This window comes from Streptomyces sp. NPDC028711 (assembly GCF_055565415.1).
In genome coordinates this window covers 150,399-172,144 of record NZ_JBVHUJ010000008.1, presented here as the reverse complement: position 1 = coordinate 172,144, position 21,746 = coordinate 150,399, and the positions used below count along the sequence as shown (strand labels likewise).

General features: G+C 71.7%; 18 protein-coding genes and 1 tRNA gene. 6 read left to right on the top strand and 13 right to left on the bottom strand.

The window, feature by feature from the left end; translation table 11 throughout:
• Positions 1 to 23: 23 nt before the first annotated feature.
• From ACZ4VK_RS24580 to ACZ4VK_RS24570, 3 genes are all read right to left on the bottom strand, one after another.
• On the bottom strand, positions 24 to 1,736 hold the full coding sequence (locus ACZ4VK_RS24580) for an FG-GAP-like repeat-containing protein (protein WP_468355732.1): 1,713 nt from the start codon (positions 1,734 to 1,736) through the stop codon (positions 24 to 26).
• Between the two features lie 163 nt (positions 1,737 to 1,899).
• Entirely contained in the window at positions 1,900 to 2,583 is a 684-nt protein-coding gene (locus ACZ4VK_RS24575; RefSeq protein WP_468356354.1) for a TetR/AcrR family transcriptional regulator, read from the bottom strand.
• Positions 2,583 to 3,551 (bottom strand): acyl-CoA desaturase, encoded by a 969-nt coding sequence (locus ACZ4VK_RS24570; RefSeq protein WP_468355729.1) that lies wholly within the window; start codon positions 3,549 to 3,551, stop codon positions 2,583 to 2,585. The genes ACZ4VK_RS24575 and ACZ4VK_RS24570 overlap by 1 nt, the downstream gene beginning before the upstream one ends.
• 248 nt (positions 3,552 to 3,799) lie before the next feature.
• On the opposite strand from ACZ4VK_RS24570, the gene ppc reads away from it, so the two are divergent.
• Entirely contained in the window at positions 3,800 to 6,529 is a 2,730-nt protein-coding gene (gene ppc, locus ACZ4VK_RS24565; RefSeq protein WP_468355726.1) for a phosphoenolpyruvate carboxylase, read from the top strand.
• A 68-nt stretch (positions 6,530 to 6,597) separates the two neighbouring features.
• Here ppc and ACZ4VK_RS24560 read toward each other — a convergent pair whose 3' ends face one another.
• From ACZ4VK_RS24560 to ACZ4VK_RS24530, 7 genes are all read right to left on the bottom strand, one after another.
• Complete coding sequence (locus ACZ4VK_RS24560) at positions 6,598 to 7,476, bottom strand: LPXTG cell wall anchor domain-containing protein (protein WP_468355723.1); 879 nt, start codon at positions 7,474 to 7,476, stop codon at positions 6,598 to 6,600.
• Between the two features lie 124 nt (positions 7,477 to 7,600).
• Positions 7,601 to 8,044 carry a hypothetical protein gene (locus ACZ4VK_RS24555; RefSeq protein ID WP_468355720.1) on the bottom strand — a complete coding sequence of 148 codons (444 nt, stop codon included), beginning with the start codon at positions 8,042 to 8,044 and terminating at the stop codon, positions 7,601 to 7,603.
• Positions 8,045 to 8,086: 42 nt separating this feature from the next.
• Positions 8,087 to 8,683, bottom strand: coding sequence for an aminoacyl-tRNA hydrolase (pth, locus tag ACZ4VK_RS24550; RefSeq protein WP_468355717.1), 597 nt, complete (start codon positions 8,681 to 8,683; stop codon positions 8,087 to 8,089).
• 121 nt (positions 8,684 to 8,804) lie between these two features.
• Positions 8,805 to 9,389 carry a 50S ribosomal protein L25/general stress protein Ctc gene (locus tag ACZ4VK_RS24545; RefSeq protein ID WP_468355714.1) on the bottom strand — a complete coding sequence of 195 codons (585 nt, stop codon included), beginning with the start codon at positions 9,387 to 9,389 and terminating at the stop codon, positions 8,805 to 8,807.
• Between the two features lie 250 nt (positions 9,390 to 9,639).
• Positions 9,640 to 10,614, bottom strand: coding sequence for a ribose-phosphate diphosphokinase (locus ACZ4VK_RS24540; protein ID WP_056649212.1), 975 nt, complete (start codon positions 10,612 to 10,614; stop codon positions 9,640 to 9,642).
• A 121-nt stretch (positions 10,615 to 10,735) separates the two neighbouring features.
• On the bottom strand, positions 10,736 to 12,181 hold the full coding sequence (gene glmU, locus ACZ4VK_RS24535; protein WP_468355710.1) for a bifunctional UDP-N-acetylglucosamine diphosphorylase/glucosamine-1-phosphate N-acetyltransferase GlmU: 1,446 nt from the start codon (positions 12,179 to 12,181) through the stop codon (positions 10,736 to 10,738).
• A 109-nt stretch (positions 12,182 to 12,290) separates the two neighbouring features.
• Positions 12,291 to 12,362: transfer RNA gene (locus ACZ4VK_RS24530), tRNA-Gln, on the bottom strand.
• 130 nt (positions 12,363 to 12,492) lie between these two features.
• On the opposite strand from ACZ4VK_RS24530, the gene ACZ4VK_RS24525 reads away from it, so the two are divergent.
• Entirely contained in the window at positions 12,493 to 13,812 is a 1,320-nt protein-coding gene (locus tag ACZ4VK_RS24525; RefSeq protein ID WP_468355707.1) for a sensor histidine kinase, read from the top strand.
• Between the two features lie 13 nt (positions 13,813 to 13,825).
• Here the strand turns inward: ACZ4VK_RS24525 and ACZ4VK_RS24520 are convergent, their stop codons facing one another.
• The gene (locus ACZ4VK_RS24520) at positions 13,826 to 14,317 is read right to left on the bottom strand and encodes an SUKH-3 domain-containing protein (protein ID WP_389682223.1); all 492 of its coding nucleotides are present in this window, start codon (positions 14,315 to 14,317) and stop codon (positions 13,826 to 13,828) included.
• Between the two features lie 11 nt (positions 14,318 to 14,328).
• The gene (locus tag ACZ4VK_RS24515; RefSeq protein ID WP_468355704.1) at positions 14,329 to 14,841 is read right to left on the bottom strand and encodes a YwqJ-related putative deaminase; all 513 of its coding nucleotides are present in this window, start codon (positions 14,839 to 14,841) and stop codon (positions 14,329 to 14,331) included.
• A 267-nt stretch (positions 14,842 to 15,108) separates the two neighbouring features.
• Here ACZ4VK_RS24515 and ACZ4VK_RS24510 point away from each other — a divergent pair, with 267 nt between their 5' ends.
• The 3 genes from ACZ4VK_RS24510 to ACZ4VK_RS24500 all read left to right on the top strand — a co-directional run bounded on the left by ACZ4VK_RS24510 (position 15,109) and on the right by ACZ4VK_RS24500 (position 20,001).
• Positions 15,109 to 16,107, top strand: a complete 999-nt coding sequence (locus ACZ4VK_RS24510) for an SMI1/KNR4 family protein (protein WP_468355701.1) — start codon at positions 15,109 to 15,111, stop codon at positions 16,105 to 16,107.
• A gap of 7 nt (positions 16,108 to 16,114) precedes the next feature.
• Positions 16,115 to 18,937 (top strand): SUKH-4 family immunity protein, encoded by a 2,823-nt coding sequence (locus ACZ4VK_RS24505; RefSeq protein ID WP_468355698.1) that lies wholly within the window; start codon positions 16,115 to 16,117, stop codon positions 18,935 to 18,937.
• 140 nt (positions 18,938 to 19,077) lie between these two features.
• Positions 19,078 to 20,001, top strand: coding sequence for a DivIVA domain-containing protein (locus tag ACZ4VK_RS24500; protein WP_468355695.1), 924 nt, complete (start codon positions 19,078 to 19,080; stop codon positions 19,999 to 20,001).
• A 98-nt stretch (positions 20,002 to 20,099) separates the two neighbouring features.
• Here ACZ4VK_RS24500 and ACZ4VK_RS24495 read toward each other — a convergent pair whose 3' ends face one another.
• Entirely contained in the window at positions 20,100 to 20,672 is a 573-nt protein-coding gene (locus ACZ4VK_RS24495; protein ID WP_468355692.1) for a TetR/AcrR family transcriptional regulator, read from the bottom strand.
• A 112-nt stretch (positions 20,673 to 20,784) separates the two neighbouring features.
• Here ACZ4VK_RS24495 and ACZ4VK_RS24490 point away from each other — a divergent pair, with 112 nt between their 5' ends.
• On the top strand, positions 20,785 to 21,684 hold the full coding sequence (locus ACZ4VK_RS24490; protein ID WP_468355689.1) for an NAD(P)-dependent oxidoreductase: 900 nt from the start codon (positions 20,785 to 20,787) through the stop codon (positions 21,682 to 21,684).
• Positions 21,685 to 21,746: the final 62 nt, after the last annotated feature.

The window sequence follows — 21,746 nt, the reverse complement described above, 5'->3', positions numbered from 1 at the left end:
CGGTACGGGGCACCCGAGGACTTCTAGTACAGGTTCGTGTACGTCTGATAGCCGGTGCCGATCCTCACCCGGGGGGTGATGACCGCGTGGGTGCCCGTGCCCAGGTAGCGGTACAGCTCGCCCGCCGCGTTCACCCCGAGCAGGTCGGCCTTGCCGTCGCCGTTCAGGTCGCCCGGCGCCGCCAGCTTGTTGTACGTGTTCCAGCCGGTGCCGATCTTCGCCCGGCCGGCGAACGGGGCCGTGGCGGAGCCGGTGCCCTTGTACAGCCACAGGGTGCCGGCGCTGTCGCGGGCCACCACGTCCGTACGTCCGTCGCCCGAGAAGTCGCCCGCGCCGAGGACCCGGTTGTACGCGCTCCAGCCGTCGCCGACCCGGATCCGGGACGCGAGGCCCGTGCCGGCGCCGTTGCCCCGGTACAGCCACAGGACACCGGCGGTGTCACGGGCCAGCAGGTCGGCCTTGCCGTCGCCGCTCAGGTCGCCGGGGCCGACGAGCAGGTTGTAGATCTGCCAGCCGCCGCCGAGGTCCCGGTCCGCGTTGTACAGGCGACCCCGGTAGACCTCCAGGAGGTCGGCGAACGCGCCCTCGTCGAGGGCGGAGACGTACGAGATGTTCGCGCCGGCCCAGCCGCCGGTGCTGCCCCACTGCGCGCGTGCGGTGAGCTTGCCGTTGTTCTGGTCGCCGTACCAGAAGAGCGTCCCCGCGCGGTCGCGGCCGAGGAACCCGCTCCTGCCGGCGGTGGGGATGTTGCCCGCCCCGGCGAACTGGTCCACGCTGAGCCAGCTGCCGGAGAGCTTCACCGGCGCCGAGTACGAGCCGTTGCCGAGGCCGCTGTAGGCCAAGAGCGCACCGTTCTGGTCACGGGCGAGCAGATCGGCCTTGCCGTCCCCGTTGCGGTCGTCGGGGGCGACGATCTGGTTGTACGCGTTCCAGCCCTTGCCGAGCTCCCTGGGCGCCTTGAACGGCGACGCCGGGTTGCCGGTGCTGGCGTAGGAGTACAGCCGGCCGTCCGTGGTGCGGGCCGCGACGTCACCGAGGCCGTCGCCGCTGTTGTCACCGACGCCCACGAGCTGGTCGTAGACGCCCCAGCCGGCGCCGACCTTCGCGGGGGCGGCGAAGGGGGCCGTCGTCACGCCGGTCGCCCGGTAGTAGAAGAGCTCGCCGTTGTACCGGCGGGCCAGCAGGTCGGCCTTGCCGTCGCCGCTGATGTCACCGGGCGAGAACACCTTGTTGTAGATGTTCCAGCCGCTGCCCGACCAGCTGAACGTGCCGGAGGTCGTGGTGGCCTCCGTGTACAGCCGGACCACACCGTTCCGGGCGACCGAGAGCACCTCGGGCCCGCCCGTGCCGTTCTGGTCGCCGAGCGGGACGAGGTCGAGGTTCTGGTTGAGGAGCGAGTCGGCGGCCCCGAACTTGGTCGCCGTCGCGGTGGACGGCGCGATGTACGTCCGACCGTCCTGCTTGCGGTGGATCAGATCGGTCCTGCCGTCGCCGTCCACGTCGAAACGAGGCGGCACGACGGCCGTCGCCTCGGCGTTACGAGCCGAGCCCGACTCGACGGCCGGCTGTGACATGTCCAGCTTCGGCGTCGTCGTGTCAGCGATCTGCGGCTGCTCCACGACGGGCCGGGGGCCGGTCTCGGCGATGGCGGGTGACGCCATGACCATGCCGGCGGACAGGGCGAGCGCGGTGCAGGTGGTGACACGACGAGCACGCCCGAAGAATGCGGAACGCAAAAGATCCCCCCCTGGGGAACGTGAGAACCAAGGACCGGAACGGGGGATCCGCGACGCCCCCGCACGGCCGAGGGCACGTACGGGGGGCGAACACCCCCCCCGGATGTGGGGAGGAGTGTACCCCTGAGCGATCAAGGGGAGTCGAACGGGTTTACGCACTCCGTCAGCTCTTGCGATGCCCTATCAGCCGGGGCTTCGGCTCCAGGCCGTCCAGGCCGTGCCACGCCAGGTTCACCAGATGCGCGGCGACCTCCGCCTTCTTCGGCTTCCGGACGTCCAGCCACCACTGCCCGGTGAGCGCCACACTGCCCACCAGGGCCTGCGCGTACAGCGGAGCGAGCTTCGGATCGAACCCCCGGGCCTTGAACTCCAGACCCAGGATGTCCTCCACCTGCGTGGCGATGTCACTGATCAGCGACGCGAACGTACCTGTCGACTGCGCCACCGGAGAGTCCCGTACGAGGATCCGGAAGCCGTCCGTGTAGTTCTCGATGTAGTCGAGCAGCGCGAACGCCGCCTGCTCCAGGAGCTCCCGGGGATGCCCGGCCGTCAGCGCGCCCGTCACCCCGTCGAGGAGCTGGCGCATCTCCCGGTCGACCACGACCGCGTACAGGCCCTCCTTGCCTCCGAAGTGCTCGTACACCACCGGCTTGGAGACCCCGGCCTTCGCCGCGATCTCCTCCACCGACGTGCCCTCGAAGCCCTTCGCGGCGAAGAGCGTGCGGCCGATGTCGAGCAGCTGCTCCCGGCGCTCCGCGCCCGTCATCCGCACCCGGCGCCCACGCCGGGGCTTCTGCTCGCCACTGCCGGTACCGCTGGTCCTGCCCTCGATCGCCACGTCTTCCATCATGCCGCGTCTGCGGACGCGCTCTGGCGGCGGGCTTCGATGCGCTCCTTCGCCGGCCAGCGCACGTCGTGCGCCCAGCCCAGCTGCTCGAACCAGCGGATGAGGCGCGCGCTGGAGTCGACCTGACCGCGCAGCACCCCGTGCCGCGCCGACGTCGGGTCCGCGTGGTGCAGGTTGTGCCAGGACTCGCCGCAGGACAGCACCGCGAGCCACCACACGTTGCCCGAACGGTCCCGCGACTTGAACGGACGCTTGCCCACCGCGTGACAGATCGAGTTGATCGACCAGGTCACATGGTGGAGCAGCGCCACCCGCACCAGGGAGCCCCAGAAGAACGCGGTGAACGCGCCCCACCACGACCACGTCACCAGACCGCCCACGAGCGGCGGAATCGCGAGGGACAGCATCGTCCAGAAGATGAAGTCACGGGAGATCCGCCGGAGCGCCGGGTCCTTGATCAGATCGGGCGCGTACTTGGCCTGCGGCGTGCGCTCCTCGTCGAACATCCAGCCGATGTGCGCCCACCACAGGCCCTTCATCAGCGCCGGAACGGTCTCGCCGAAACGCCACGGCGAGTGCGGGTCGCCCTCGGCGTCCGAGAACTTGTGGTGCTTGCGGTGGTCCGCCACCCAGCGCACCAGAGGCCCCTCCACCGCGAGCGAGCCCATGATCGCCAGGGCGATCCGCAGCGGCCGCTTCGCCTTGAAGGAACCGTGGGTGAAGTAACGGTGGTAACCGATCGTGATGCCGTGGCAGCCGATGTAGTACATCGCCACCATCAGGCCCAGATCGAGCCACGACACGCCGCCCCAGCTCCAGGCCAGCGGCACGGCCGCGACCAGGGCGATGAAGGGCACCGTGATGAACAGCAGCAGCGTGATCTGCTCGATCGATCGCTTCTTGTCCCCGCCGAGCGTGGCGGGGGGCAGTTCCTGTTCGGTTTCGAGCGTCTCGGGGCTTGTGGTCATAGATGTCCCCTGGGGATGAGGGAAGAGGATGAAAGTGAGCGGAACGGTAGGAAACGGGCACGTAGCTACGCCTCCGTAACCTACGGCGTCGTAAGTATGGCAGCGCCGGGGCACGCGGCAAGAGGGCACAAGAGGACCCTGACCGCTGTCCGGCAGATGGACACCTATCCTGGGTGCGTCGGACAGCGCGGTCCGCAAGCCTCCAGAACCCCTCCAGACGTGCTGAAACACTGCAAGGAGCCGCACCTGTGAGCAGTGCCGACCAGACCCCCACCGCCAGCGCCGAGCTGCGCGCGGACATCCGCCGACTGGGCGATCTCCTCGGCGAGACCCTCGTCCGCCAGGAGGGCCACGAGCTCCTCGACCTCGTCGAGCGGGTCCGGGGCCTCACCCGCGAGAACGGCGAGGCCGCCGCCGAGCTGCTCCAGGGCGTCGAGCTGGAGACGGCCGCCAAGCTGGTGCGCGCCTTCTCCACCTACTTCCACCTCGCGAACGTCACCGAGCAGGTCCACCGCGGCCGCGAGATGCGCGAGAAGCGCGCCGCCGAGGGCGGCCTCCTCGCCCGCACCGCCGACATGCTCAAGGACGGCGACCCCGAGCACGTACGCGAGACGGTCAAGAACCTCAACGTACGGCCCGTCTTCACCGCGCACCCCACCGAAGCGGCCCGCCGCTCGGTCCTCAACAAGCTCCGCCGGATCGCCGCCCTCCTGGAGACCCCGGTCATCGAGGCCGACCGGCGCCGCCACGACCTCCGGCTCGCCGAGAACATCGACCTCATCTGGCAGACCGACGAGCTCCGGGTCGTCCGGCCCGAGCCCGCCGACGAGGCCCGCAACGCCATCTACTACCTCGACGAGCTGCACGCGGGCGCCGTCGGCGACGTCCTGGAGGACCTCGCCGCCGAACTGGAGCGCGTCGGCGTCGAACTGCCCGCCGGCACCCGCCCGCTCACCTTCGGCACCTGGATCGGCGGCGACCGCGACGGCAACCCCAACGTCACTCCGCAGGTGACCCGGGACATCCTGATCCTCCAGCACGAGCACGGCATCACCGACGCCCTCGAACTCGTCGACTACCTCCGCGGCCTCCTCTCCAACTCCATCCGCTACGCCGGAGCCACCCAGGAACTCCTGGACTCCCTCCAGCGCGACCTGGAGCTCCTCCCGGAGATCAGCCCCCGCTACAAGCGCCTCAACGCCGAGGAGCCCTACCGGCTCAAGGCCACCTGCATCCGGCAGAAGCTCGTCAACACCCGCGAGCGCCTCGCCCAGGGCACCCCCCACCAGGAGGGCCGCGACTACCTCGGCACCGCCGAGCTCGTCGACGACCTGACCCTCATCCAGACCTCCCTGCGCGAGCACCGGGGCGGCCTCTTCGCCGACGGCCGGATGGCCCGCACCATCCGCACCCTCTCGGCCTTCGGCCTCCAGCTCGCCACCATGGACGTCCGCGAGCACGCCGACGCCCACCACCACGCCCTCGGCCAGCTCTTCGACCGCCTCGGCGAGGAGTCCTGGCGGTACGCCGACATGCCGCGCGACTACCGGCAGAAGCTGCTCGCCAAGGAGCTGCGGTCCCGCCGTCCGCTCGCCCCGACGCCCGCCCCGCTCGACGCGGCGGGACAGAAGACCCTCGGCGTCTTCCACACCGTCAAGGAGGCCTTCGAGCGCTTCGGCCCCGAGGTCATCGAGTCGTACATCATCTCGATGTGCCAGGGCGCCGACGACGTCTTCGCCGCCGCCGTCCTCGCCCGCGAGGCCGGCCTCATCGACCTGCACGGCGGCTGGGCCAAGATCGGCATCGTGCCGCTCCTGGAGACCACCGACGAGCTCAAGGCCGCCGACGTCATCCTCGACGGCATGCTCGCCGACCCCTCCTACCGGCGCCTCGTCTCGCTCCGCGGCGACGTCCAGGAGGTCATGCTCGGCTACTCCGACTCCTCCAAGTTCGGGGGCATCACCACGAGTCAGTGGGAGATCCACCGCGCCCAGCGCAGGCTCCGCGACGTCGCCCACCGCTACGGCGTGCGCCTGCGCCTCTTCCACGGCCGCGGCGGCACCGTCGGCCGCGGCGGCGGCCCCTCGCACGACGCGATCCTCGCCCAGCCCTGGGGCACCCTGGAGGGCGAGATCAAGGTGACCGAGCAGGGCGAGGTCATCTCCGACAAGTACCTGATCCCGTCCCTCGCCCGCGAGAACCTCGAACTGACCGTCGCGGCCACCCTGCAGGCCTCCGCCCTGCACACCGCCCCGCGCCAGTCCGACGAGGCCCTCGCCCGCTGGGACGCGGCCATGGACACCGTCTCGGACGCCGCCCACACCGCCTACCGGCGCCTGGTCGAGGACCCCGACCTGCCGACGTACTTCCTCGCCTCGACCCCGGTCGACCAGCTCGCCGACCTGCACCTGGGCTCGCGGCCCTCCCGCCGCCCCGGCTCGGGCGTCTCCCTCGACGGACTCCGCGCCATCCCGTGGGTGTTCGGCTGGACCCAGTCCCGCCAGATCGTCCCCGGCTGGTTCGGCGTCGGCTCCGGCCTCAAGGCGCTGCGCGAGGCCGGACTCGACCCGGTCCTCGGCGAGATGTACGAGCAGTGGCACTTCTTCCGCAACTTCCTCTCCAACGTCGAGATGACGCTCGCGAAGACCGACCTGCGGATCGCCCGCCACTACGTCGACACCCTCGTCCCCGACGAGCTCAAGCACGTCTTCGACACCATCGAGGCCGAGCACGCGCTGACCGTCGCCGAGGTCCTCAAGGTCACCGGCGGCGAGAAGCTCCTCGACTCCAACCCGGTCCTCCAGCAGACCTTCGCCATCCGCGACGCCTACCTGGACCCGATCTCCTACCTCCAGGTCGCCCTGCTCGACCGCCAGCGCACCGCCGCCGAGCGCGGCGAGGAGCCGGACCCGCTGCTCGCGCGGGCGCTCCTGCTCACCGTGAACGGCGTCGCGGCGGGCCTCCGCAACACCGGCTGACGCCAGGCCGTACGACGACAGTGCCCCCGTGGAGATCCTCCACGGGGGCACCGTCATGACGGGGTACGTCAGCCCTGCTGGGCGGCCTTGCGACGACGGGTCACGAGGAACGCGCCGGCACCCGCGAGGGCCACGGCCACGGCGGCGAGCACGCCGACGGGCGCGCTGGAGCCGGTCTCGGCCAGGTCGCCATCGGTGTTGCCGGTGCCGCCGGTGGCGGTCTCACCGGTGGTGGAGCCACCCGACGTGGTGTCACCCGTGGCGGAGCCACCGGTGGTGGTGGTCGCACCGGTGGTCTCACCGGTGGCCGAACCGCCCGTGGTGGTCGCACCCGTGGTCTCGCCGGTGGTGGAACCGCCCGCGGTGGTGCCGCCGGTGGTGGTGGCGCCGGTCGTCGTGTCACCGGTGGTCGCGCCCGTGGCGCCACCGTTGGTGGTGTCGCCGGTGGTGCCACCGGTGGTGGTGCTGCCGGTCGCGCCACCGTTGGTGGTGTTGCCCGTGGCGCCACCGTTGGTGGTGTCACCCGTGGTGCCGCCGGTCTCGGTGGCCGAGCAGGTGTGCGACAGGTTGAAGAAGCCCTGCTTCACCTCGCCGTCGACCAGGGCGACCGCCGAGGTCAGCTCGGCACCGGCCTCCGAGGCCACGTAGGCGTGGTCGTCCTTCGGCGGGCCGAACTGCTTGATCGTGATCGGGTCGCCGTTGTCGAACGTGACCGTCAGCTCGACGAAGTTCACCCCGCCGCCGGGGATGATGAAGTGCCAGCCGTCCTTGGTGTCCGGGATGGTGTCCGGGCACTCGCCCTGCTCGAACTCGGCCGCCTTGATCGGCGTCTTCTGGTTCAGCTGGAGTTCGTACGTCTTCTCGGACGCCGAAGCCGACGGAGCCAGAACCAGAGAACCCGCCATGGCCGCGACAAGTGCGGCAGAAGAAATGAGGGTACGTCGCATGTGCAGTCGTCCATCTGTGGGATGAGGATGATGCCGTGGGAGGTGGCGGACGCAGCCTATCCGTCGCCTTAAGTGACCTTTAACCCAGTGGCTCATAACGATCGGGCCCTACCGAAGGGAACTCTCAGAGCGTCAGGAACGCCGCCACGAGCAGCGCCCCGCCCGCGCCCGCCGCCGACCACGCCACTCGCGGCAGCCGCAGCCCACCGCCGATCAGCGGCGCCGCGAGCAGCAGCGCCCCGCCGAGCGGCAGCCACGCGTGCAGACCACCGCCCCAGCCCGTCCGTACGCCCTCGTCCGTGCCCGGTTTCACCACCACCGGGATCGTCACGCCCCGCTCCGCCGCGACCGACCGCGCGATCGTCAGCGTCCGCCGCGTCGACGACGGGTCCTCGGGGACGTAGCGACCGCCGCACGTCTTCTCGGTGCAGCCGGTCACCGTCAGCGTCCCGTGCTCCCGCCCCTTGCCGAGCAGGACGTGCTGGGCCGAGTTCCAGGAGGCCCAGACGCCCGCGACGAGCAGCAGGAGGGCGACCAGGGCCATGGCGGCGTTACGGACGTGCGTCATGACCCGCGATCGTACAGTCGTACGTTCCCGGGGCCGGGAGTCCTACGAGTTGTACGCCGACTGGGCCCGCTCAAGACCCTCCGCCACCAGACACTCCACCGAGTCCGCCGCCCGGTCCACGAACCAGTCCAGGTCCTTGCGCTCCGCCGACGAGAAGTCCTTCAGGACGAAGTCCGCCACCTGCATCCGGCCCGGCGGACGCCCGATGCCGCACCGCACCCGGTGGTACTCGGCGCCCATCGCCTTCGTCATCGACTTCAGACCGTTGTGCCCGTTGTCGCCGCCGCCGATCTTCAGCCGAAGGACTCCGTAGTCGATGTCCAGCTCGTCGTGGACCGCCACGATCCGCTCCGTCGGCACCTTGTAGAAGTCGCGCAGCGCCGTCACGGGACCGCCCGAGAGGTTCATGTACGACATCGGCTTCACGAGGATCACCCGGCGGCTCGAAGGCCCGGGAGGACCCATCCGGCCCTCCACGACCTGCGCCTGCGCCTTCTGGGCCCGCTTGAAGGAGCCCCGCATCCGGTCGGCGAGCAGATCCACCACCATGAAGCCGATGTTGTGGCGGTTGGCCGCGTACTCCGGCCCCGGGTTGCCGAGGCCGACGATCAGCCAGGGGGCGTTCGCGTCGTCCGTCATGTGCGTCAGGTCTCCTCGTATCCGTCCGAACAAGAGAAACGGGGTGACGGGCCGATCGGCCCGTCACCCCGTCACGTCAAGCGGAGCCCGCCAGGCGGGCCCGTCAGGCAGAGCCTACGGCTCAGGCCTCGGCACCCTCGGTGGCGGCCTCGGCGGCCGGCTCCTCGGCCTGGGCGGCCAGGATCTGGATGACGACGGCGTCGGGGTCGGTCACCAGGGTGGTGCCGTTCGGCAGCGCGACGTCCTTGGCGAGGATGGCGTCACCGGCCTGAAGGCCCGCGATGGAGACGGTGACGGAGGTCGGGATGTGCGTGGCCTCGGTCTCGACGGACAGCGTGTTCAGCACGTTCTCGACGAGGAAGCTGCCCGGGGCCAGCTCGCCCTCGGTCTCGACGACGACCTCGACGGTGACCTTCTCGCCACGGCGCACGAGGAGCAGGTCGACGTGGATCAGGAAGCCCTTGATGGCGTCACGCTGGACGGCCTTCGGGATCGCCAGCTCGTTCTTGCCGTCGACGTCGAGGGACAGCAGGACGTTCGGCGTACGCAGGGCCAGGGCCAGGTCGTGGGCCGGGAGGGTCACGTGCGCCGGCTCGGCACCGTGGCCGTAGACGACGGCGGGAACCTGGCCGTCACGGCGGATGGCGCGGGCGGCGCCCTTGCCGAACTCGGTACGGACGGCAGCGGCGAGCTTGACCTCGGACATGGTGCACTCCTCGTAGAAAGGTGACGAAAAAACTGGGTCACCCGGCCACGACTGGCGATGGCCTGCTACGAAGAGCGCGTCGATAACGGACCGCCGTGACCCTGTACATCCGTACGGGTACGGCCTCCCTCGCCGAGCAACTACGGCAGTCTACCGGCCGACGCCCCTACCACCCAATTCGATCACCGGAACACTGCGGAGGGCCGCTCCCCCGAACGGGGAAACGGCCCTCCTGAGGCACTTCCGGGGCTCAGTGCTCCTCGAAGAGGCTCGTCACCGAACCGTCCTCGAACACCTCGCGCACCGCACGCGCGATCGTCGGCGCGATCGAGAGCACCGTGATCTTGTCCAGCTCCAGGGCGCCCGGCACCGGCAGCGTGTCCGTGAACACGAACTCGCTGACCTTCGAGTTCTTCAGGCGGTCGGCCGCCGGGCCCGACAGGATGCCGTGCGTCGCCGTCACGATGACGTCCTCCGCGCCGTGCGCGAACAGGGCGTCCGCGGCGGCGCAGATCGTGCCGCCGGTGTCGACCATGTCGTCCACCAGGACACAGACACGGCCCTTCACGTCACCGACGACCTCGTGCACGGTCACCTGGTTGGCGACGTCCTTGTCGCGACGCTTGTGCACGATCGCGAGGGGCGCGTCCAGACGGTCGCACCAGCGGTCCGCGACCCGCACGCGGCCCGCGTCCGGGGAGACGATCGTCAGCTTCGCGCGGTCGACCTTCGCACCCACGTAGTCCGCGAGCACCGGCAGCGCCGACAGGTGGTCCACCGGGCCGTCGAAGAAGCCCTGGATCTGGTCCGTGTGCAGGTCGACGGTGAGGATGCGGTCCGCACCCGCCGTCTCCAGCAGGTCCGCCACCAGGCGCGCCGAGATCGGCTCACGGCCGCGGTGCTTCTTGTCCTGACGGGCGTAGCCGTACGACGGGATGATCACCGTGATGCTCCGGGCCGAGGCCCGCTTGAGAGCATCGACCATGATCAGCTGCTCCATGATCCACTTGTTGATCGGAGCCGTGTGGCTCTGGATCAGGAAGCAGTCCGCGCCACGGGCCGACTCCTGGAAGCGGACGTAGATCTCACCGTTGGCGAAGTCGAACGCCTTGGTGGGAACGAGACCGACACCCAGCTGGTGTGCGACCTCCTCGGCCAGCTCGGGGTGGGCGCGGCCGGAGAAGAGCATCAGCTTCTTCTCGCCGGTCGTCTTGATCCCGGTCACAGCACTGTCTCCTCAGACGTGTTGTCTGGTCGCCAACCACGAGCTGTCGTGCGCGTGTGCGAGCCAGCCGAATTTGTGTGCACGTATCACGGTACGCCGAGTTCGACGCACCCGTTTCCGGTCAGCTTTCGCCGGCGGAGTCCTCAGAGGAGGCCTGAGCGGCCTGCGCGGCAGCGCTGCCGGGCCGCTTCCGGGCCACCCAGCCCTCGATATTCCGCTGCTGGCCCCGGGCGACGGCCAGCGAACCGGCCGGCACGTCCTTCGTGATCACGGACCCGGCGGCGGTGTACGCGCCGTCCCCGATCGTGATGGGAGCCACAAACATGTTGTCCGAGCCGGTCCGGCAGTGGGAGCCGATCGTGGTGTGGTGCTTCGTCTCGCCGTCGTAGTTCACGAAGACGCTCGCCGCGCCGATGTTCGTGTACTCGCCGATCGTCGCGTCGCCCACGTACGACAGGTGGGGGACCTTCGTGCCCTCGCCGACCGTCGCGTTCTTCATCTCGACGTACGTGCCGGCCTTGGCCTTCCTGCCGAGGTTCGTGCCCGGACGGAGGTACGCGAACGGGCCCACGGAGGCGCTCTCGCCGATCACGGCGGAGTCGGCGACGGTGTTGTCCACCCGGGCGCCCTTCCCGACCGTGGTGTCCTTCAGGCGCGTGTTCGGGCCGACCTCGGCGTCCTCGCCGATGTGGGTGGCGCCGAGCAGCTGCGTACCCGGCAGGATCACCGCGTCCGGCTCGAAGGTGACGGTCACGTCGACGAGCACCGACGCCGGGTCGACCACGGTCACGCCGGCCAGCATGGCCCGCTCGATCAGCCGCTGGTTCAGCAGGGCGCGGGCCTCGGCGAGCTGCACCCGGTTGTTGATCCCGAGGATCTCCCGGTGGTCACCGGCGACGGAGGCACCCACCCGGTGACCGGCCTCGCGCAGGATCGACAGCACGTCGGTGAGGTACTCCTCACCCTGGCTGTTGTCCGTCCGCACCTTGCCGAGCGCGTCCGCGAGCAGCCGCCCGTCGAAGGCGAACACCCCGGAGTTGATCTCCCGGATCGCGCGCTGCTCGTCCGTGGCGTCCTTGTGCTCGACGATCTCCGTCACGGCCCCGGACGCGTCCCGCACGATCCGGCCGTAGCCGGTCGAGTCCGGCACCTCGGCGCTGAGCACGGTGACGGCGTTGCCGTCGGCGGTGTGGGTGTCCGCCAGGGCCCGCAGGGTCTCCCCGGACAGCAGAGGGGTGTCGCCGCAGACCACGACCACGGTCCCGTCGGGCGCCTGCCCGAGCTCCTCCAGGGCCATCCGCACCGCGTGCCCGGTGCCGTTCTGCTCCTCCTGGACGGCCGTACGGGTCCCGGCGTAGTGCTCCTCCAGATGCCCCCGCACCTGCTCACGGGCGTGCCCGACGACCACGACGAGGTGGTCGGGCTCCAACTCCCGCGCGGCCGACACGACATGCCCGACGAGCGAACGTCCGGCGATCTCGTGCAGGACCTTGGGGGTCTTCGACTTCATGCGGGTGCCCTCACCCGCTGCGAGGACGACGACGGCTGCCGGGCGATTGGCGCTCACGGGAATGCCCTTCGGCTTTGGGTGGTGGACGCACGAAGGATACCGGGGAGACGGGGGGCGGACATGAGTGCGGGTCCTGACCCATGAGGGCAGGACCCGAGTGAAGAAGCTCCCCCGCCAGGACTCGAACCCGGACATAAGGCACCAAAAGCCTCAGTGCTGCCAATTACACCACAGGGGATGGCATGCAGGGCCAAAACGGACATCCCGTCGGTCCTGTGCCCTGGCGGCCTCCACTATGCCGCACCAGGCGGCCTCCACGCGACGGTATAGCTCCGCGCTGCCGACGGGCGCGCCCGTAGGGTGGTGGCATGACCGTAACGGGGGCAGACCGGGACGCTGGGGGCGTCCGCAGTTGGTTGTGGTGGGGGAGACGGCGGAGTGTCGTCCTCGACGGGGGGCTCGCGCTCCTGTCCGCGCTGGAGTGCGCGTTCGAGGGGATCGGGTTCGCCGAGAAGGCCGGGCTTCCCGTGCCCGTGGGGGTGCTGTTCGGGCTCGTCGTCGGGTCCGTGCTGCTGGTGCGGCGGCGGTGGCCCATCGCGGTCGTGCTCGTGTCGATCGCCGTCGCGCCCGCCGAGATGGGCTTCCTCATGGGGATCGTCGGGCTCTACTCGCTCGCCGCGTCCGAGGTGCCCCGGCGGATCACCGCCGTCCTGGCCGGCATGTCGACGGTGGCCGTGTTCGTCGTGACCGTGGTCCGGATGCGGCAGGACGTCGCCCAGGTCGACGACGGTCCGCGGGACATCGACCCGAGCGGCTGGTACGTGCCGGTCGTCTCGCTCTTCATGACCCTCGGGCTCAACGCGCCGCCGCTGCTCTTCGGCCTCTACATAGGGGCCCGCCGCCGGCTCATGGAGAGCCTCCGGGAGCGCGCGGACAGTCTGGAGCAGGAGCTGTCGCTGCTCGCCGACCGTGCGGAGCAGCGGGCGGAGTGGGCGCGGCGGGAGGAGCGGACGCGGATCGCCCGCGAGATGCACGACGTGGTGGCGCACCGGGTGTCGCTGATGGTGGTGCACGCGGCGGCTCTCCAGGCGGTGGCCTTGAAGGATCCGCAGAAGGCGGTGAAGAACGCCGCGCTCGTGGGGGACATGGGGCGCCAGGCGCTCACCGAGTTGCGGGAGATGCTCGGGGTGCTGCGGGAGGGGGCCGCACCGGCGGCCCCGGCCGTGGTGCCCTTGGCCGCCGTCGGCCGGGCCGCCGCCGCCGCTGCCGAGGCGGCCGCGGACGAGGGGCCGTGTCTGGACGCTCTGGAGGCCCTCTGCGAGCAGTCGCGCCTTGCGGGGGTGGTCGTGGATCTCGTGGTGTCGGGGGAGGTACGGGCGTATCCGCCGGAGGTGGAGCGGACGGCGTACCGGGTGGTGCAGGAGGCGCTGACCAACGTCCACAAGCACGCGGCGGGCGCGAAGGTCGTGGTCAGGCTCGCGCACCGGGAGGCCGAGGTCGCGACGCAGGTGGAGAACGGCCCCTGTCCTTCGGACGCCGGAGTGGCGGACGTACGGCTGCCGAGCGGCGGGAACGGTCTGGTGGGGATGCGGGAGCGGGTCTCGCGGCTCGGCGGCGTGTTCGTGTCGGGGCCGACGGACACGGGCGGGTTCAAGGTGTCGGCCGTACTGCCCGACGGTGGCGTATGACCCCCGTCGTGGGTCAGCCCGCCGTGAGGCGGGTCGGCTGGGCGCCCGTGACCAGGGTCGAGAGCGCGGCGTCGATGTCCTTGCCCAGGTACCAGTCGCCCGCGTGGTCGAGGCTGTAGACCCGGCCCTCGGCGTCCATCGCGAGGATCGCCTGGTGGTCGCCCTCCTCGCCGAGGGGGGCGAGTTCCGTCTCCAGGGCGCGGCCGAGGTCCGCGAGGGTGCGGGACAGGTGGAGCCCGGCGAGCGGGTCGAAGCGTACGGCCGCGGGTGCTATCTGCCGTCCGTGACCCGGCGCCGTGATGCGCAGGCCGCCGAACTCGGCCCAGGCCTCGACGGCGGCCGGGAAGACGCTGTGGCGGTGACCCGCGGGAGAGACGTGGGCGCGCAGGGTGTCGGCCCACTCCTCGGCGAGCTTGATGTCCCAGCGGCCGGGCTGCCAGCCGGCCTCGCGGAGGGCGGCGTCGACGTTGACGGGGAAGCGGGTGGTGCTGAGGTGGTCGGGCATGGGGTGTGGGGTCAGCCGTTCTCGACAGGCGTGGTGGGGTCGACGGTGCGGACGCCGAAGTGGGCGAGCATCGCCGTACAGGAGCGGCAGGGGGCGGCGTAGCTGCCGTGGAGCGGGTCGCCGTCCTCACGGATGCGCCGGGCGGTGATCTTGGCGTGCTTGAGGGAGCGCCGGGCTTCGCTGTGGGTGAGCGGCTTCCGCTGGGCACGCTTGGAGCGCCCGTTGTCGGTCGCGGTGAGGTGCCGGGACAGCAGGATCGCCTCGGGGCAGCGTCCGGTGAAGCGTTCCCGCTGGCTGCTGGTGAGGGTGTCGAGGAAGTCCTGGACGAGGGCGTGCAGGGCGGGCGGGCGGTCCCCGCGGCCCGCGGTGCACGTGAGGGTCTCCCCGCGTACGGAGAGGGCGGCCCCGACCGTGGGGAGGATGCCGTCGCGGCGGTGATGCAGTAACGGCGCGCGGGTGGCCTCGGCGCTGCTGCTCCAGTTGAGGCGTGGGTCACCCTGTGTGGGCGTAGGTGCTGCGTGCATGGTGCTGGTCTTCCCCTCCTGCAATCCCCCGAGTTGCGGGGACAGCCTGCCAAATAGGGAGCCATATGGGGAAGCTGGGGCGGCGAAACGTGGCTTCGGTGTGTCGGAATCAGGGTGCGCCTGTCATGGGATCGTGACACTTGGTGACCGTGGGATCGGGCCGGTTCGGGCTCTTGTGGCAGCGCATAGGCTGTGCGGCATCAGTCAGGAGCAGCCAGCGGCTGCGCGTAGTAGCAGTCAGCGACGCCAGTGCAGGGGGCAACCGCCATGACGACAGGTCGGCTCGGGCAGGACACCGCGCCACCGAACGCGGCCTATGCCGGGCAGGTCGTGCACTTCCCGGACCCGGTCCGTGCCTCCCGTCACCCGAGAGGGGTGCGGGTGGACGAGTTCGGTCACCCGGATTTCTCGCCGTACGCGCGCGCGGCGGCGGAGATCGCCGATCCGCCGGAGGGTTTCGGCGTCGACGAGCTGCGGCTGACGGACTTCGTGTCGGCGAACGCGGCGATGGCGGCGACGGGTCATGAGCTGTGGGACACCATTCCGGCGGTGGCGACGCCGCACGGCTGGACGTGGCACCACGTGGCGCGCAGTCGCCGGATGGAGCTGGTCCCGGTCGAGGTGAAGGCCCTGCTGCGTCATCACGGCGGGGTGGCGACGGCGGCTGTCGATCATGCGAAGCGCGGTACGCGGCCCCTGCAGGAGACCCGGCCGGTGCACTTCGGGCTGCCGAAGGGCCTGGTGTCGGTGTCGGAGCAGCAGCTCCAGGGGGTCGAGGAGGACCTGGGCTACCGGCTTCCGGGGGCGTACCGCTCGTTCCTGAAGGCGGCGGGCGGCTGCGCCCCGGTGGGTGCGGCGCTCGACGCGGAGCTGGGGCTCCTCGTCGACCAGCCGTTCTTCACGGTGCGGGAGGAGGCGGGTGTCAACGACCTCGTCTATGTCAACAAGTGTCTGCGTGACCATCTGACGAAGGACTACCTGGGCGTCGCGTTCGTCCAGGGCGGTCTCATCGCGCTGAAGGTGCGGGGTGAGGGGGTCGGTTCGGTGTGGTTCTGCGCGTACGACGACGCCCGGGACTCCGGTGAGGTGGCGGCGGGCTGGTCGGTCGCCGAGCGGGTGGAGCGTCTGCTGCTGCCCTGTGGTGCGGACTTCGACGCGTTTCTGCAGCGTCTCGCGGGCAATCCGCCGGAGCTGGAGACGGTGGCGAACCTGATGGTGGACGGTGGCTTCGCGCGTGCGGTGCCCGTGGTCCCGGTGGGGGAGTGAGTGGGCTGTGGTGACGTTCGCGCAGGCGCAGGAGCGCGCCGAGGAGTGGATCAACGGCGATCTGCCGGCGTACCAGCACCGTGAGGTGCGGGTGCGGGAGTTCGAGCTGGGGTTCGTGGTGTGGGCGGAGGACCGCGAGGGCGGCCCTACGTCGGACGGCGGGCGTCAGCGGCTCGTGATCGCCCGGGACAGTGGCGAGGCGACGCTGTGGCCGGGGCTGCCGGTGGGTGAGGTGATCCGGCGGTACGAGGAGGAGTACGGGGCGGCGGAGGAGGTTCCGGCGCAGGCGGCCGTTCCGGCGGCCCGGATCGATCTGAACCAGACGTCGTTCCTGCTGAGTCCGCCGGAGTGGCTGCAGGACGCGGCGGACAAGATCGGTCTGCCGAAGCAGCCGAACGCGTCGCAGGAGAGCGTGAGTTCGTCGGCGCCGGCGGATGACGCGTCGGATCCGGTGGGTGCGGTGACGGGGCCTTCGGCGTCGGTGGCCTCGTCGGCTTCGTCGTTGGGGTCGGGGTCGGGGGCGTTCGCCTCGGCGTCGGCGTCGGCGTCGGCGTCGGCTTCGGGTTCGGGTTCCGGGGACGCGTACGAGCCGACGGCGATGGACGGGGTCCCGGCGGAGACGCCCGCGGGGGCGGTGGGGGCTGCGCCGGTCGCGACTCCTGCTCCGGTCCCGGCCCCGGCGGCTCCGGCTCCGGCCGTCCCGGCTCCGGCTCCGGCCGCGCCTGCTCCCGTGTCCGCACCTTCGTCCCCGTCCGTGGGGAGTCCGTGGGTCGACGCCAACGCGAGTTCCGGTGGTGCGGACGGCGCTGTGCCGCTGCCCGCGACCGTCTTCGCGCCGGCTCTCTCGGGTACGGACGACGAGGACGCCCCGCCTCCGCAGGTGGGAGCCGACGCGCCGACCGCCCTGATGAAGGGCGGCAGCGCGCTGCCCCCGACCGCCATCGCGCCCCGGCTCGACCCGGCCGCGCCGAAGCCGGGCGGCGTACCTGCGGCCCCGCCCGCGCCGCCCGGCCCTCCGGCGCCCGTGCCCTCGCAGGCCGGTCAGCCTGCTCCGGCCGGTCAGTCCGGTCCGGCCGGTCAGTCCGGTCCGGCCGGTCAGGGTGGCCCGGGTGGTCTCGCCGGTCCCGGTGGTCTCGCCGGTCCCGGTGGTCTCGCCGGTCCCGGTGGTCTCGCCGGTCCCGGTGGTCCCGCCGGTCCCGGCGGCCCCGGTGGTGTCGCCGGTCCCGGAATGCCGCCGCCTCCCGTGCCCGCGCCCTCGGCGCCGGGTGCCGGGGACATCGCGGACGCCGCGACCAGCAAGGCCGCTCTGCCGCCGAAGAGCGGGCGCGGCCCTGCGGCGCCGCCTCCGCCGCCGGGAGCCCCTGGGGTTCCGGGCGTTCCCGGTGCGCCGGGTACGCCGGGAGCCTCGTCGGGTGCCGGTGCGTACCTCCCCACGCAGCTGGTGTCGCAGCTCGGGCCCGACGGGCCCCAGCCGCCCGCGCCGCCCGGTCCGCCGCCGGCTCCGGCGCCGCCCGGTCCGGTGACGCCGCCTCAGCCCGTGCACCACGCCGCGACGATGCTGGCGCACCCGGGTCAGGGCGGTCCCGGCGCGCCTCCGCCGCCCCCGCCGCCGCCGGGTGTGCCCGGTGGTACGCCCGCGGGCGGCATCGCGCACGCCGCGACGATGCTCGCGCACCCGGGTCCCGGTGGCCCTTCGGCGCCGCAGCCTCCGGGCCCGCCGGCTCCTCCGCCGCCGGTGCACGGGGGGCAGACGCCTCCGCCCATGCACGGTGGGCACACGCCGCCGCCGGTGCACGGGGGGCAGACGCCGCCGCCCGCGCCCGTACCCCCGGCGTACGGCTATCCGCAGCCGGCGGGGCAGCCGACGGTCGGTCCCGGCTACCAGGCGGTGCTGCGCTATCGCGCGCCCGACGGTTCCGAGGCGCAGATCATCCGGCGTTCGGCGCCGGGCACCCCGCACCCGGAGTGGCAGATCCTGCACGAGCTGCGCGCGATGAACGTGCCGCCGCAGCAGGTGCTCGAACTGCACACGGAGCTGGAGTCCTGTGAGCTGCCGGGTGGTTACTGCGCGCGGATGATCCGGGAGACCTGGCCGCAGGCGCGGATCACCAGCATCGCCCCGTACGGTCGCGATCACGCGGGCCGGCAGCAGGGCATGCGGCAACTTCTCACCCATCAGGGTGAGTTGCACCAGGTCGCGGACGGTCCCGCGCGGCCCGCCCCGGTGCGGGCGCCGCTGCCGCAGGTGCAGCCGGTGCCGCCGGTCCCGCCGGAGGCGATCGCGCAGGAGCTGGCCGGGGCGTTCGGTCCGGGCGTCCTCCGCTTCGACCAGCGCGCGGTGTCCCGTCAGGGCGTGCCGGAGCTGGTGGCGCGCACGCTGGTGTGGGCGGGTCTGCCGGCGGACTTCGGGCCGTTCTTCTGGGCGCAGCCGGCCGTGCCGGTGGTGCCGACGCTGGCCGAGCTGGCGGCGCAGCGGCAGGTTCCGGCGGCGCCGGACGCGGGCTCGTACCTGGTCCTTGGTTCGGACTTCGGGCGGGCGATCTGTGTCCAGTACGGGACCGCGCACATCGTGGCGGTGCCGGTGGAGGCCGGTCCCGGCGGGCAGTCGGTGCCGCCGCAGTTCGTGAACACCGGGCTGCCGGAGTTCACCCGTTCGATGGCGCTGCTCGGCCGGATGTGGCGGCTGCGGTTCGGGTTGAACCCGGAGCAGGCGGGTCGCTGGACGGTCGATTTCCAGGCGCAGTTGGCGGTCCTCGATCCGGCGGCGCTGTCGTCGCCGGAGAACTGGTGGTCGGTGCTCCTGGAGCAGATGTGGGACGGGCTGCTGTAAGAGGAGGGGCAGGGGTTTCCCTCTGACACCGCTGGACAGAATGTGATGAATGGCGCTCGACGTGTGTGCACGTTGGGCGCCTTTTGTCCGTTCTGATGAAGCATCCTGGACGTTCGGGTCACAGGGAAGGGGCGTCAGGGATGAGTTTCGCCGTCGGACGGGGGCGCGGTTACCGCCCCGAGCAGGTCGACCGCTACCTGGCCGAGCTCGCCGAGGACCGCGACGGAGCCTGGGAGCGGGCCGCGCGGCTCACCGTCCTGGAGAAGGAGATGGCGGCCGAGGCGGCCCGGCTGCGCGAGGCCGTCGAGGCGCTCGCACCGCAGCGGTACGAGTCGCTGGGCGACCGCGCGCGGAAGATCCTGGAGCTCGCGGAGCTGGAGGACGAGACGCTCGTACGGGCGGCGGAGGCCGAGGCGCAGTCCCTCGCGGAGGCGGCGGACGCGCAGGCCCGGGCGGGCGCGGAGGCGGCGCGGACGTATGCGGAGGGCGTGCGGGAGGCGGCGGAGGCGGCGGCCCGCGCGACCCTGGAGGCGGCGCGGGCGCGGGCCGAGGAGCTGACGACGGAAGCGACCCGCGAGGCGGAGGAGCTGACGGCGGCGGCGCGGGAGGTCTTCGAGGAGACGGAACGGCGCGCGGCGGAGCTCCTGGCGGAGCAGGAAGCCCAGCAGAAGGCCGTACGGGACGAGGTCGAGCGGGAGCAGCAGGGCCGGGCGTCGGCCCAGGAGGCCCGCCACCAGGAGCTGTTCGCCCGAGCGGAGGGCCGGCTCGCGGAGGCCCAGAAGTCCCTGGCGAAAACGGAGGAACAGGCCCGCCACGGCCAGGAGGACGCGGAGGCGCAGGCGGAGGAACTGCTGGCCGGGGCGCGCCTGAAGGCGGAGCGCGCGGAACGCGAGACGGAGCGGGTGCTGCGGGAGCACGAGGAGGCCCGCGACGAGATCCACGCGCACATGGAGCACATCCGCCACTCGCTGGCGGCGCTGACGGGGAGGACGGCGGAGCCATCGGGTTCGGACCCGGACCCGGACCCGGACCCGGAGTCCGGCTCGGGCGCGGACCCGCAGTAGGCGGCGGCGTCGGCGAGTGACGGATCGGGGGAACTGCCCTGGCGATCACGAGGGCGGCGGCCACGGGGCGAGTCGCCCGGCGGTTCCCTCCGCAGCTCTTAGCGCTCGTGCGCGCGGACGAGGCGGGCCAGTTGGCGGCCCGCGACCCGTAGGGGTTCCTCGCTGCGGGTGACCTGGGCGGTGACTTCCGCGCCCTCCAGGGTGGAGATGACCGTGCTCGCCAGTTCCCGGGCGCTCTCGGCCGGGAAGCCGCCGCGCAGCAGTTTGTCGTGGACCAACTGCTCCCAGTCGCGCAGTGCTTCGGCGCACGCCTGCTGGATCTCCGAGTCGGTGCCGAGCGTCTCCAGGGCCGCCGCCGTGACCGGGCAGCCGTCGATCCAGCCCGACTCGCGCAGTTCCTCCGCGAGGCGCAGCGCGCAGGCCGTCACCGCCTCCGCCGCGTCGTCCTCACTGTCCAGCGACTCCCGCAGGAGCGTCGCGAACTCCTCGGCGCCGTGCTTGATCGCGGCGACGGCGACGGCCTCCTTGCCGCCCGGGAAGAAGTGGTAGACGGACCCGAGGGTGGCCTGTGACTCCTGGGCGATCTGTTTGATTCCCGTACCCACGTAGCCCTGCCGCTGCAGGAGGCGTGAGGCGGCGACGACGATCCGGTCCCGTGTGCTGGTCTGCATGAAGCCACCGTATCGCGCATTGGGTAGAGCGTTCGTTCTAGACCTGTGCTACGTTTTCACCACCCGCTAATTAGAGCGCTCGTTTTAGTGAGCGAAGGATGGAGATCTCGGCATGAGCAGCAGCGTCTTCAGCAACAGCGCCCCGCAGTCCGTCACCGTCATCGGCCTCGGCCCCATGGGGCAGGCCATGGCCGGCGCCTTCCTCGACCGCGGATACGACGTCACCGTCTGGAACCGCACCGCGTCCCGCGCGGACACCCTCGTCGCACGGGGGGCCGTGCTCGCGCCGAGCGTGAAGGAGGCCCTCGCCGCCAACGAACTGGTGGTCCTCAGCCTCACGGACTACGACGCCGTGTACGCCACTCTGGAGCCCGCCGAGGGCGCGCTGGACGGCCGCGTACTCGTCAACCTCAGTTCGGACACGCCCGAGAAGGCCCGGGCCGCGGCCCGTTGGGCGGCCGAGCGGGGCGCCGTCCAGCTCACCGGCGGCGTCACCGTGCCGCCCTCCGGGATCGGCAAGGCCGAATCGTCGACCTTCTACAGCGGCCCGCGCCAGGTCTTCGACCTGCACCGGCCCGCGCTCGAAGTCATCACGGGCCGGACCGACCACCGCGGCGAGGACCCCGGGCTCGCCGCGCTCATGTACCAGATCGGCATGGTCATGTTCTGGACCTCCATGCTGAGCTACTGGCAGGCCATCGCCCTCGCCGACGCCAACGGCCTGACGGCGGCGGACATCCTGCCGCACGCCGTGGAGACCGCGAACTCGCTGCCGGGCTTCTTCTCCTTCTACGCCGAGCGCATCGACGCCGGCCGGCACACCGGCGACGTGGACCGCCTCGCCATGGGGACGGCGAGCGTCGAGCACGTCCTGCACACCAACGCGGACGCGGGAGTCGACACCACGCTCCCGGCCGCGGTCGTCGAGCTCTTCCGGCGCGGCATGGACGCCGGCCACGCCGCGGACAGCTTCTCCTCCCTGCTGGAGTCGATGAAGAAGGCGGGGGCGTAACGGCCGGGGCACCGGGGCGGCATGGAGGGCACGCGGCTGTCAGTGCCCTCCCGTAGGTTCTG

Coding starts and splice junctions, on each gene's coding strand:
- ACZ4VK_RS24575 (WP_468356354.1), bottom strand. CDS start 2,583: ATGGAAGACGTGGCGATCGAGGGCAGGACCAGCGGTACCGGCAGTGGC.
- ACZ4VK_RS24570 (WP_468355729.1), bottom strand. CDS start 3,551: ATGACCACAAGCCCCGAGACGCTCGAAACCGAACAGGAACTGCCCCCC.
- ACZ4VK_RS24560 (WP_468355723.1), bottom strand. CDS start 7,476: ATGCGACGTACCCTCATTTCTTCTGCCGCACTTGTCGCGGCCATGGCG.
- ACZ4VK_RS24555 (WP_468355720.1), bottom strand. CDS start 8,044: ATGACGCACGTCCGTAACGCCGCCATGGCCCTGGTCGCCCTCCTGCTG.
- pth (WP_468355717.1), bottom strand. CDS start 8,683: ATGACGGACGACGCGAACGCCCCCTGGCTGATCGTCGGCCTCGGCAAC.
- ACZ4VK_RS24545 (WP_468355714.1), bottom strand. CDS start 9,389: ATGTCCGAGGTCAAGCTCGCCGCTGCCGTCCGTACCGAGTTCGGCAAG.
- ACZ4VK_RS24525 (WP_468355707.1), top strand. CDS start 12,493: ATGACCGTAACGGGGGCAGACCGGGACGCTGGGGGCGTCCGCAGTTGG.
- ACZ4VK_RS24520 (WP_389682223.1), bottom strand. CDS start 14,317: ATGCCCGACCACCTCAGCACCACCCGCTTCCCCGTCAACGTCGACGCC.
- ACZ4VK_RS24515 (WP_468355704.1), bottom strand. CDS start 14,841: ATGCACGCAGCACCTACGCCCACACAGGGTGACCCACGCCTCAACTGG.
- ACZ4VK_RS24510 (WP_468355701.1), top strand. CDS start 15,109: ATGACGACAGGTCGGCTCGGGCAGGACACCGCGCCACCGAACGCGGCC.
- ACZ4VK_RS24500 (WP_468355695.1), top strand. CDS start 19,078: ATGAGTTTCGCCGTCGGACGGGGGCGCGGTTACCGCCCCGAGCAGGTC.
- ACZ4VK_RS24495 (WP_468355692.1), bottom strand. CDS start 20,672: ATGCAGACCAGCACACGGGACCGGATCGTCGTCGCCGCCTCACGCCTC.
- ACZ4VK_RS24490 (WP_468355689.1), top strand. CDS start 20,785: ATGAGCAGCAGCGTCTTCAGCAACAGCGCCCCGCAGTCCGTCACCGTC.